Here is a 12,084-nt window from a genome sequence, read left to right on the forward strand (position 1 = left end):
GTCAGAGTCCTGTCTTCTCGAGCGCGGCGGAAATGCTCGCCGCGACTTCGGTCACGGCGGGGTCGTGCAGGATCGTGTAGTGGTGGGCGTCGATTTCCCCGACCGTCAGCTCGCCCTCGACGTACGGCCGCCAGCCGAGCTCCGGTTCGTCGAAGGAGTCGTCGACGCCCATGCCGATCCGGCTGTTGCGCGGGGACACCACGCCCGCGCGCAGGAGCAGCACGGGCACGGTCTCGTCGAGCGGGCCGGCGTGGTGGTCGGCGAGGGCCCGCAGGTGCCGGGCGAACACCTCGAACCGCCGTTCGTCGACGGTCAGCCCGTCGGCCTCGAGGCGCCGCCGCAGCGCGTCGGCGCCGAGCCCGTCGCCGTAGTCGAACCCGAGGAACGACTCGACCGAACGCAGGTAGCGCAGCCGGGTCTCCTCCTCGCTCTCGCCGGCGTCGAGGCCTTCGAGGGCGACGATGCGTTCCGGGCTGTTGGCGTCGATCATCAGCAGCAGCGCGACTTCCTCGCCGTCGGCCCGCAGGGCGCGGGCGAGCTCGTGGCCGACCGTCCCGCCCATCGACCACCCGCCGAGCAGGTACGGGCCGTGCGGCTGGTGGCGCCGGACGACCCGCCGGTACCGCCGCACCATTTCCGGGATGTCCGCCGGCCCCGCGCCGTCCACCAGGCCGGGGTCGGTGAGCGCCACGACCGGGTTCGGCGCGTCGAGCCGCCGGGCCAGTTCGGTGTAGCAGAGGATGTCGCCGCCGGAGGGGTGCAGGAGGAACAGCGGCGTGCCGGTGCCCGGCTTGAGCGGGACGGCGACGGCGTCGTCGGCGCGCAGCACGCGGGCCAGCCCGGCGACGGTCGGGTCGGCGAGGAACTCCCGCGGCGGCACCGGCGGCCCGGCCAGCCTGCCGAGCATCCGGACCGCCAGCAGGGAATCCCCGCCCAGGGCGAAGAAGTCGTCCGATCGGTCCACTGAGGACACTCCGAGGAGGTCGGTCCAGAGCCGGGCGATCGCCTGCTCCGTCTCCCCCGCCGGGGCGCCGGCCTCGCGGCCACCGCGGGCTTCGACGGCGGCGACCGCGGCGGCACCGGACAGGCTCACGTGCTCGTCCCAGCCCCGGCCGGCGGCGAGCTCGCGCACCCGCGTCACGACGTCGAGGAACACGCGGTCCACCAGGTCGGCGCCGAAGAGGTCCTCCACGACGGCGACGTTGAGCACCAGCTCGCCGGCCAGCTCGAACACCCGCAGCTCGAAGTACACCTGCGGGGTCCGGATGTGCTGGACGTAGTCGGAGACGTCGACGCGGCCCAGCGGCCCGGCGGTCTCCGGGCGCTCCCCGCCGACGGCGGCGGCCATGCCGAGGGTGCTCTGGAAGACGAACGGCGCCACCGGCCGGGTGCTGCCGCGCCGCCGGGCGAGTTCGCGGGCCACCTCCACGCCGCTGACCAGGTTGTGCGCCAGCGACTGCGTGAGCTCGCCGTGCACGCCGCGCGCCAGGTCGGTGAACGCGCCGCCGTCGCCGAGGTCGATGCCGAGCAGCGCGGTCGAGGAGAACGCGCCGATCGTGCGGTCGACGTCCGGGTGCAGCGGCAGCCGGTTGGCCTGCAGGCTGTTGAGCAGGAACCGGCTCTGCCCGGCGGCCCGCGCCAGCGCGACCGCGTAGGCCGCGAGCAGCACCGCCGTCGGGGTCAGCTCGCGCCGGGCGCACTCGGCACGCAACGCTTCCCACTCGGGCAGCCGCTTTTCGCGGGCGGCCATGAGGCTCGCCGAGACGGCCCGTGGTTCGGTGCGCAGCGGCACGTCGGGGGCGGCGGGCAGCGTGTCGAGGCGCTGCCACCACCAGTCGCGGTCCGCGGCCCATTCGTCGCCCGCGCGGATCTCGGCGAGCGCCGCCGCGTAGTCGCCGAAGTCGACGAGCAGGGGCGGCAGGACGGTGTTGGGCTCGGCCACGTAGGTCAGCAGCTCGCGTTCGAAGACCGCGGCCGACCAGCCGTCCATGACGAGCAGGCTGAAGGAGGTGAACAGCCGGCCCCGGCCGCCGGGCAGCAGGACCAGGCACATGTGCAGGCCCGGGCCGGTCACCGGGTCCGGCCCGTGGGTGCCCATCCGGTCGCGGATGGTCCGGAGTTCGCTGTGTTCGCCGTCGGGGCTGTCTCGCAGGTCGACGACGTCGAGGTGGATCTCGGCGTCCGGCTGGAGACGCTGGGTGCCGTCGGGCAGGATCCGCGCCCGCAGCATCGGCTGGTGCGCGGTGACGCGGCGCAGGGCATCGGCGAGCGCGGCGGGAGCGCGTTCGGCGTCCACTTCGGACAGGGCGACGTCGGTGCAGACGTGCGCGGAGTCGTAGGACAGCTCCCAGCCGCCCTGCTGGCCGACGAAGTAGGCCTGCTGGAGCGGGAGGAGACCGAACGGTTCGGCCGCGTCCAGCCGGCGTTGGACGCGGGTGGCGAGCGCGCGCGGCGCGGGACCGTCGGCCGAGCGGACCCGCACGACGGCGGCAAGCTCGGCGAGGGTGGCCTCGGCCCGGATTTCGGCGGGCGCGAGGACGACCGTGAGCCGCTGCCGGATGAAGGACGCCATCCGCACGGCGAGCAGGGAGTCACCGCCCGCGGCGAGGAAGGAGGTGTCCGGGTCGATGCCGGCCGGGTCGAGATCGAGCAGCTCGCCCCAGATCGCGGCGAGGGCCCGTTCGAGGGACTCGGCCTCGGCCTCGCCCGGCGAAGCGCCCCAATGTGGCCTTGGTTGCGTTGAACGCACCGAAGGCCACATTGGGGCGCTGGGGTCGGCCTCGCCGGGTTCGGCTGTGGTCCAGTCCGTGTCGGCCAGCTTCTCCAGCCAGGCCACGTACCCGGCGAACGCGCGGTCCGCCTCGGCCGCGTCCAGGGACGTCTCCGCGACGTCCCACTGCAGGATCAGCTCGCCGTGCCGCTCGTAGGCCTGGTGGTCGAGCCACACCTGCGGTGTCTGGCTGACCCCGTGCACCACCGGGCCGAGCCACTCCGTGTCGTGCGGCTCGCCGCCGAGGGTGTCCAGGCCGAGCATTCCCGTGAACACCACCGGGACGTTCCGCTGCCGACCGGTGCGGCGGGCTTGCTCGGCCAGCACCTCCAGCCCCGAGAACGCGCTGTGGTCGAGGTCGTCGAACAGCCGGGCCTGCGCCGCGGCGGCCCGCGCGGCGAACCCCGCCAGCCCGCGCCGGTCGGCTTCGAACAGCAGCAGCGACGAGAACTCCCCGACGATCCCGTCGTGGCCGGCCGGGCGGTCGAACACGGTGAGCGTCAAGCAGAAGTGGTCGCTGCCGGACCACTCGGCGAGCACGTCGGAGTACGCCGCCAGCAGGACGGCGGTCGGCGTGACGCCCGCGGCCGCCGCGCGCTCGCGGATGCCGGCCCAGCGGTCCCGGGAAAGGATCGCGCGGCGCCGGCCGAACCGCGGCCGCTCGCCCGCGTCGCGGACCGGCAACGGCGGTGCCGCCGGCAGTTCGCGGGCCCGCCAGTACTCCGCGGCCCGGCGGTGCCCGGCACTCCCCCGCCGCTGTTCGAGGGCGGCCACGCACTCGGCGAACGTCGTCGCCGGTACGGGCAGCTCGGCGTCCGGGTCGGCGTAGAGCGCCCGCAGTTCGCGGTCGACGATCAGGTAGCTCGCGGAGTCGCACACCAGCACGTCGACCGACAGCAGCACGCGCTGTTCCCCACCCGGCAGCCGCGCGACGTGCGCCTCGATCAGCGGCCAGCGGCCGGGGTCGGCGACCCGCCGCGAAAGCCGTTCGCGCAGCTCGGCCAGGCCGGCTTCGGTGACGTCGTGGACCGGCACGCGATAGCCCGGCACCTCGGGCAGCACCAGGTTTTCGCCGTCGGCGGTGACGACCGACCGCAGCATCTCGTGCCGCGCGATGACGCGGTTCCAGGCCCGTTCGTAGCGTTCGACGTCGAGGCCGGGCGCCAGGTGTTCGAGGTAGAAGTGGCAGGCGACCTCGCCGAGCCCGTACCCGGCCGAGCGGCCGACCCAGTAGGCGTGCTGGACGCGGGTGAGCGGGAACGGCCCGCCGGCCGGGCCCACGACCGCCGCGGCGGGTTCTTCGGACGTCGCGCCGTCGGCGGCCGGCACGATCTCCGCCGACCCCACCTCGGCCGCGCGGGCGATCGCCGCAGAGCCGGCCTCGTCCCCCGCCGCCGCGACCAGCTCCGCCAGGCCCGCGACCGTCGGCCGGGCCAGCAGGTCGCGCAGCCGCAGCGTGATCCCGTGGTCGTCGCGCAGGCGGGCGAGCACCCTCGTCGCCAGCAGCGAGTGCCCGCCCAGCGCGAAGAAGTCGTCCTCGCGGCTGGTCACCTTCTGCCCCAGTGCCTCGCTCCACACCTGGGCCACCAGGCGCTCGGCCGCGTTGGCCACCGCCGCGCCCCCGGCCGACGCGCGGACCGTCCGGCTCGCCAGCGCCCGCGACCGGCTGTTGAGCTCCGCCGGCGACACCGCCACCTGCGCCGGAGAGTCCACCGTCGCCAGGCGCAGCAGCGCGGCGAGCGCGTCCGTGCTGTCCAGTGCGTGGCGCATCGTCAGCTCCGCCGCCGATTCGCGCTCGGCCTCGGTGCCGAACCGCCAGCGGTCCCAGTCCACCGCGAGCCACGTCGCCGCCGAGCCGCGCATCGCGTGGGCGAACCCGTCCACGAACCGGCTCGCCGCCACATACGCGCCGAGGCCGAAGCCGCCGATCGTGCCCGCCGCCGAGGACATCAGCAGCACCCGCCGCACCGGCCGGCCCTCGACCGCCGACCGCAGCGCCACCACGCCCGCGACCTTGGGCGCCAGCGAGCGCAGTGCCGTCTCTTCGTCCACTTCGGACAGAGTGGCCAGCTCGACGACGACCGGGGCGTGCACGAGCAGGTCGATCCGGCCGTGCTCCTCGATCACCCGGTCCACCAGCTCGGCCAGCGCCGCCGCGTCGGTCACGTCGACGGCCTCGACCCGCACGCCGGGCACCGGACGCGGGTTGCGCGACGCCAGCACGACGTGCGCCGGCCCGTCGTCCAGCAGCCGCCGGGCCAGCGCCCGGCCGACGTTGCCGAGCCCGCCCGTCACCACGACCACCGGTTCGGCCGGCAGCGACCCCGCCGGGCCGGGCCGCCACGGCTCCCACTGCCGCAGCCACCGCTTCCCGCCCCGCACCGCCAGCTCCTGCGCGCTGTCCCCGGCCAGCAGGTCCGCGACCTCGGCGAGCACCGCCCGCGCGTCGGGTTCCGGCGTGACGTCCAGGGTGCGCCACCGGACGCCGGTTTCCTGGCCGAGCACCCGCGGCAGGCCGCGCACCCCGGCCGCGACCGGGTCGACGTCCTCGGTGCCGATGACGGCCTCGCCGTGCACGGTCAGCTGCAGCACCGGCAGGTCGCCCAGCTCCCGATAGCCGACGACGACCTCGGCGAGCCGCCACATCTCGTCCCCGGTCGCCGGTGTCGCCCTGGACCCTGCCGGCGGGGCCACGACCACGGCGACCGGGTCACCGTCGCCCGAAGCGGCGCGCACCGCGTCCGCCCACGGGCCGTCGCCGACCACCCGCACGCTCGGCGCCGCCGCGGCCAGCGGCGGCAGCTGCCGCCAGACCGGCAGTTGCAGGGGCTCGCCCGGGCTCGCGAAGTCGGTCACCCGCGGCGCCGGCTCGACCCAGTACCGTTCGCGCTGGAACGCGTAGCCGGGCAGCGGCACGCGGCGGCGGCCCGGCCGGTGCGGGGCGGCCGGCGAGACGTCGACGCCGAGGGCCCACAAGCGGCCGAGCGCGTCGAGTGCCGCGGCCCGGCCGTCGCCGCCTTCGTCCGGACGCGGGAACGTCGTGACCGACGGCCCGCGGCGCGCGGCCAGCGACGCGAGCATCCCGCCCGGCCCGACCTGCACGAGCACGGCGTCCGCACCGCATGCGGTGTCGAGTGCCGATGCGAACCGGACGGTCCCGCGCAGGTGCCGCACCCAGTGCTCCGGGTCGGCAGGGTCGCTGCCGGGCAACGTCGTGATCAGCGGAATCTCCGCCGGCCGCGGCGCAAGCCGGGCCGCCACCGCGCGCAACGCGGGCATGGCGGGTTCGACGAGCCGGGAATGGGCGGCGACGTCGACGCCGACCCACCGCGCGCGCACGCCGCCGGCCGCCAGCTCGGCGTGCAGCCGCTCGACGTCCGCGCGGGCGCCGGACACCGCGCAGGCGTCCGCGGCGTTGACGGCGGCGAGGTCCAGTCCCGGGTGCCGGGCGAGCAGGCCGAGCACCTCGGCCTCGCCGAGCGGGACGGCCAGCATGCCGCCGCCGTCGAGCCCGGTCATCAGCCGCGACCGTTCGGCGACCAGCCGGGCGGCGTCCGCGGCCGTCAGCACCCCGGCGACGACCGCCGCGGCGTACTCGCCGACGCTGTGGCCCAGCACGGCGTCCGGTCGCACGCCCCAGCTTTCCAGCAGCCGCGCCATCGCGACGGACGCGGTGAACAGCGCGGGCAGCCCGAGGCCGGGGTCGCGGGCCGCGCCGTGCGCCGGGTCGAGCAGCACGGCCCGGACCTCGGCGGGGAAGAACGCGGCCAGCTCGTCGACCGCCTCGGCGAACACCGGTTCGTCGCGGTGCAGCCCGGCGGCCATGCCCGCGTACTGCGCGCCGCCGCCGGGGAAGCCGAACACGATCCGGGGCGCGCGGGAGCCCGGCGAGGTCACCGGCGCGGCCCGCAGCGCCGCCGCGAGGTCCTCGCCCGGCGCGACCGCGACGGCGGCCCGGACCGGGAACTCCTTGCGTCCCACGGCGAGGGTGTGGGCGACGTCGGCGGGGTCGCCGGCGAGCCCGCCGGCCAGCGCCGCGGCGGTCGCCCGGCAGGCTTCGGCCGTGGCCGCCGAGACGACGACCAGCTGGGCGCGCGGGTCCGGGACGGCCGCCACCGGTGCCGGCGCCTCGCCGAGGACGACGTGGCAGTTCGTCCCGCCGATGCCGAACGAGCTGACCCCGGCCCGCCGCGGGCCGTCGGCGGTCCACGGCTCGGTCTCGGTGACGATCCGGAACGGCGAGCCGTCGAGCCCCAGCTCGGGGTTGACCGGCGTGGCGTGCAGTGACGCCGGGATCGTGCGGTGGGCCAGTGCCAGGACGGTCTTGATGAGCCCGGCGACGCCGGCCGCGGAGTCGGCGTGCCCGATGGTGCCCTTCACCGAGCCGAGCCCGCACCACGGCGCGCCGGCCGGGCCGAACACCCGCCGCAGCGCCTGCACCTCGATCGGGTCCCCCAGTACGGTTCCCGTGCCATGTCCCTCCACATAGGACACGTCAGTGGGGTCGACGCCCGCCACGGCGAGGGCCTCGGCGATGGTGCGGGCCTGCCCTTCCGCCGACGGTGCGGTGAACCCGGCCCGGCGGGCGCCGTCGTTGGCGACCGCGGAGCCCAGGAGCACGGCGTGCACGTGGTCGCCCGACGCCAGCGCGTCCGCGAGCCGCCGCAGCACGACGACGCCCGCGCCCTGGGTGAACACGGTTCCGCGAGCGGCCGCGGAGTACGGCCGCGTGACGCCGTCGGCCGAGAAGGGCCCGTCCGGCACGTGCAGGTAGCCGCGGCCCTGCGGTACCCGCAGCGAAACCCCGCCGGCGAGCGCGGTGTCGCACTCCCCGGCCAGCAGCGACTGCGCGGCGACGTGCACGGCGACCAGGGAGGTCGCGCACGTGGCGCCGACCGCGATCGCCGGGCCGGTGAACCCGAACCGGTGCGCGGTGCGCAGCGGCAGGTAGTCCGCGACGTTGCCGGTGTGCAGCTGCAGGCTGCCCGCCGGGTCGGCGCCGCCGAGCGGGTCGAACCGGTGCGCGAGGTTCGTCGCCAGGTAGGCCGAGAGCGCGGCCCCGGCGAAGGTGCCGACGACTCCCGCGTCCCGGCCGCCGGCGTGCCCGGCGTGTTCGAGGGCGTGCCACGCCGTTTCGAGGAACACGCGCTGCTGCGGGTCGAGCAGCTCGGCCTCGGCGCCGGACAGGCCGAACGGCGCCGGGTCGAACCGGTCCTGGTCGTCGATCAGGCCGCCGACCGGGACGTAGGCCGGGTTGCGCCGCAACGTCTCCGGCACCCCGCGCGCCGCGAGGTCCGCGTCGTCGAACCGGGTCAGCGCTTCGCGGCCCTCGGCGAGCAGGCGCCAGAAACCGTCCGCGTCGGGGGCACCGGGGTACCGGCAGGCGAATCCGACGACGGCGAGGGGATCAGTCATCAACCATTCCTTGGCAACGAAGGGGAAACGTCAGACACGGCCGACGAACAGGTACTGCCCGATCCGGCCGAGCGGGTGTCCGGGCGGCGGCAGGCAATCGGCGTGGAAACCCGCTGCCCGCAAGGAGTCCAGCCACTCCTCGCGGCTGGGGAAGATGCGGTCGGTGCCCCGGCGGAAGTCGGTGAAGTCCGCGTCCGGGTCGGTGGCCGGCGGCGACATGAGGAACTGCATGGAGGTCATCAGCTGGTGGTGCTCGACGGTGGTGTCGACGAAGACCAGCGCGCCGCCGGGCGCGATCAGCTTCCGCAGCCCGGCCAGCGCTTCGGTCGCGTGCCGGGCGTTGTGCAGCACGTTCGCCGCGAGCACCACGTCGAAGGATTCCGGGGCGTGGCCTTGGGCGGCGAAGTCGCCGTTGACGTCGAAGAGGCCGTAGCGGACCCAGTCGTAGGCGGCGAAGCGGTCCTTCGCCGAGGACAGGAAGAACCGCGAGACGTCGGTGAAGAGGTAATCCGGCCGGCAGGCGGCGAGCGCGGGCAGCACCACCGCGCTCGTGCCCCCGACGCCGGCGCCGATCTCCAGCACGCGCAGCCCCGGCCGCGCCAGCGACGCGACGACCTCGGCGGCCGCCGCGTTGGCGTACCGGCTGGCCACATTGCGCTGGTAGACGTCGTCGGCGACGTCGAGGTCGGCGTCGGCGAACAGCAGGGCCTGCAGGGAAATCTCGTCGCGCAGCAGCTCCGGCAGGTAGGACACGCTGAGCTGGAAGAACCGGGCGAGGCCGGCCCCGTGCTCGAGCCCGCGCGCGGCGGTGTCCAGCTCGGCGCGAGCCCGCTCGACCTCGGCGGCGGTGACCGGACGACGCAGCCGGTACCGGCCGGCTTCGACCGTCGCGAGGTCGTGGGCGACCAGTGCCCGCAGCCAGCGCCGGACGATCCGCCGGTGCCGCGGGGCGACCCGCGTGGCCGCGTAGACCTCGTCGAGGTCGTGGGCGCCGGTCAGGCCGTGGCGCCCCAGCGTGAACACGATCGCCAGCAGCGCCACCGCGTCGAGCCGGTCCACCAAGGCCGCGAGGCCGTCCAGATCGGCACCTGCGACGGCGCGTTCGCCCGCCGCGTGCCCGCTTCCCGAGATCACCCGGCCACCCTAGATGATAATGATTTTCATTTCAATGTACGGTCTGCGGAAGTCTCCCGGCGTTCGGCGGGGAGCCGGACGCGGATCCAGGTGCCGCGCTCGCCCGGCCGGACCGAGACCGTCCCGGCGCAGGCGGTGACCACGGAGTGCACGATGCTCAGCCCCAGGCCGGCACCGCGCTCCTCCGGCGGCCGCTGTCGCGCCTCGTCGCAGCGGAAGAACCGCTCGAAGACGCGCGAGCGGTCCGCCTCGGCGATCCCCGGCCCGTCGTCGACGACGTCGAGCACGGCGTCCGTTCCCTCGGTGCGCAGCACGACTTCCGCGCGCGTCCCGGCCGGCGTGTGCCTGCCGACGTTGGCCAGCAGGCAGGACACCGCCTCCCGCAGCCACGGCTCGGCGCCCGTCACCACGGGCGGTTCGCCCTCGCAGCGGTAGCGCACCGGGTGCCCGGGGTGGGCCGCCCGGCTCGCTTCGACCGCTTCCCGGCACAGCGCGTCCAGCTCGACCGGGCCGGGGTGCTCCGGACGGCCTTCGTCGATCCGCGCGAGCAGCAGCAGGTGGTCGGCCAGCGCGGTCAGCCGCCGTGCCTCCCGCTCGACCTCCCCCAGCGCGTGTTCGCGGGCGTCGCGGTCGGCCAGCACTCCCAGCCGCAGCAGCTGGGCGTAGCCGATGATCACGGTCAGTGGCGTCCGGAGCTCGTGGCCGGCGTCGGAGACGAACCACCGCAGCCGATCGTCCGTTTCGGACAGCCGGGCGACCGGCTCCGGCGCCCGCGACGTCCGCCGGAGCAGCGCGGTCGCGACCACCGCCACCAGCACGCACACCACCGCGCCGGCGGCGAGCATCGCGCCCGCCGTCCGCACCGCGACCGCGATCTGCCCGCTCAGCGCGCGGGCCGTGATCACGAACGCGCCGCCGCCGACCCGGTCGACGACGCCGTAGAAGCGGCCGAAGAACCGATGCTCCCCGTCGGCGGCGGCCACGCGCAACGCCGCCGGGCCGGGCACCGGGAACCCGGCGGCGCGGACGCCGATCCGCTCGGCCACCGCGCCGTCGGGCCGCACGAGGAGGACGACGCCCTCCTCGTCGCCGTCGGCCGGATTCGGGGTCGCTTCGCCACCCCCGAGCCGGGCGACCTGGTACATCCGGCTCGCGTCGATCAGCTCGCGGTTGCGGATCTGCTGGTAGACCACCAGCCCGCCGACGGCGAGAAGGTTCATCGCGCACACGGTGACGAGCGCGACCAGTACCCCGGTGCGCACCAGACGACGGTGCGGCGACCGCGGGCGGCGGCGGTGCCCGATCATGCCGGACCGGTCACCGCGGACCCGTCACGGCCGCGAACTGCGCCCGGACCGCCCTCGCGTGCGCCGTCGTCATCGCGATCGCCAGCACCTGCAGGCCCGCCGGCTTCACCGGGTCGTACCCGGTCAGCTGCCCGATCCGCTTCAGCCGGTAGTCGAGGGTGCTGCGGTGCACGATCAGCTCCGCGGCCGCACGGGTGCGGTTGCCGTCGGCCCGGACGAACGCCCGCAGGGTGCCGGCGAGCCCGGGCCCGGCGAGCACCGGCTCGATCAGCCGGCGCAGCTCCGCCTCGATCGCCGGGTGGCGCAGCGCCGCGTACTCGACCGCGAAGTCCTCCAGCCGGTGGACCCCGGCGGGCGCGCCCGAACCCGCCGCCAGCGCCACGACGTCACCGGCGGTGGCCGCGGCCGCCGGGACCTCGGCCGTCCGCGCCCAGTACGGCGCCACCCACGCCGCCGGGAGCGCGGCCCGCAGCCCGGCCGCCAGCTCCGGGCCCCGGCCCGGGCCCGCCTCCGGCACAAGCAGGAAGCCCGCGCTCCCCCGCGCCAAAGCCACCCCGCCCAGGGTGGGCAGCCGGTCGAGGACGCCGTGGCCGCACCGCACCGCGAGCACCTGGTAGGAGGCCGCCGCGCCCGGTACCCGCTGCCCGGACAGCAGGGCCGCCGCGAGCTGTTCGCCGTCGAGCGGGGCCGCCGCCGGTGACCGGGCGTGCCGATGGAACCCGCCGGCCAGGCCGCGAGTCACGGCGTGCCCGATCCGCACGACGTCCTTGAGGCGGCCCGAGGACACCGGTCGCGTCCCGGCCGCGCGCTCGACCGCCCAGGCCGTCAGCCGGCCGACGAGCACGAGCAACGGGTCCGGCCGCACGCCCGCGGCAGCCAGCGCGCTGCCGGCCCGGGCCGTCTCCTCGGCCTCGCGGGCCGACGTCCACGCCCGCTGGTCGGCCGAAACGAGGGCGGCGACCGTGGCGCCGAGCAGCCGCCGCACGACGGCCCGCGTCTCCCGGGGCTGCTCCTCGATCGCGGTCACGACCTCCGCCCGCAGCTCGGCCGGGAGCCCGGCGACCGCCGGGAAGGCCGTCCGCGCCCAGGACGTCCCTTCGGGCATGAAGGCCGCCTCGGCGCGGATCGACGTGCTGGTCATCCTGCTGCCTTTCTCCACGAGCCGAAATCCACTCCACGTTATCGGTTCGAGACCGACCGTTCATTGCGCGGACACCGGAACATTCTTCGACGAAATCGAGTCACCGGAATCAGCCGGAGCCGCGTTCGCCGGACGGCCGTCCGCGGACCGCGGAGCTACCGAACGAAATGTCCGGTACGGGCGATTGCCGGAACGTGGCCGCGGAACCCCGCACCTCGGGCACTTGCCGACGAATCCCCTGGACCACACCACTTTCGAAATGGTTCAATTGACCTACCGCACGGCCACCGGTGAATTCGGGCACACTTCTTGCCCAG

4 protein-coding genes are annotated in these 12,084 nt (G+C 75.7%); all 4 read right to left on the bottom strand.

All coding sequences use genetic code 11. From position 1 onward, the window contains the following. Window position 1: 1 nt before the first annotated feature. The 4 genes from I4Q55_RS36595 to I4Q55_RS36610 are packed head-to-tail and all read right to left on the bottom strand — an operon-like array spanning window position 2 to window position 11,767. Entirely contained in the window at window positions 2–8,185 is an 8,184-nt protein-coding gene (locus I4Q55_RS36595) for a type I polyketide synthase (RefSeq protein ID WP_206794643.1), read from the bottom strand. A 30-nt stretch (window positions 8,186–8,215) separates the two neighbouring features. After that, the gene (locus tag I4Q55_RS36600; RefSeq protein WP_206794645.1) at window positions 8,216–9,319 is read right to left on the bottom strand and encodes a class I SAM-dependent methyltransferase; all 1,104 of its coding nucleotides are present in this window, start codon (window positions 9,317–9,319) and stop codon (window positions 8,216–8,218) included. Window positions 9,320–9,345: 26 nt separating this feature from the next. After that, window positions 9,346–10,581, bottom strand: coding sequence for a cell wall metabolism sensor histidine kinase WalK (locus I4Q55_RS36605; RefSeq protein WP_206794647.1), 1,236 nt, complete (start codon window positions 10,579–10,581; stop codon window positions 9,346–9,348). Window positions 10,582–10,636: 55 nt separating this feature from the next. Continuing rightward, window positions 10,637–11,767: a helix-turn-helix domain-containing protein gene (locus I4Q55_RS36610; RefSeq protein WP_206794649.1), complete on the bottom strand. Its 1,131-nt coding sequence runs from the start codon at window positions 11,765–11,767 to the stop codon at window positions 10,637–10,639. Window positions 11,768–12,084: the final 317 nt, after the last annotated feature.

The sequence above is a fragment of the Amycolatopsis sp. MtRt-6 genome (genome assembly GCF_017308975.1).
GTDB lineage: Bacteria > Actinomycetota > Actinomycetes > Mycobacteriales > Pseudonocardiaceae > Amycolatopsis.

Bases quoted from the DNA above. Each gene is read 5' to 3' on its own strand.
- I4Q55_RS36595 (WP_206794643.1), bottom strand. From the start codon at position 8,185: ATGACTGATCCCCTCGCCGTCGTCGGATTCGCCTGCCGGTACCCCGGT.
- I4Q55_RS36610 (WP_206794649.1), bottom strand. From the start codon at position 11,767: ATGACCAGCACGTCGATCCGCGCCGAGGCGGCCTTCATGCCCGAAGGG.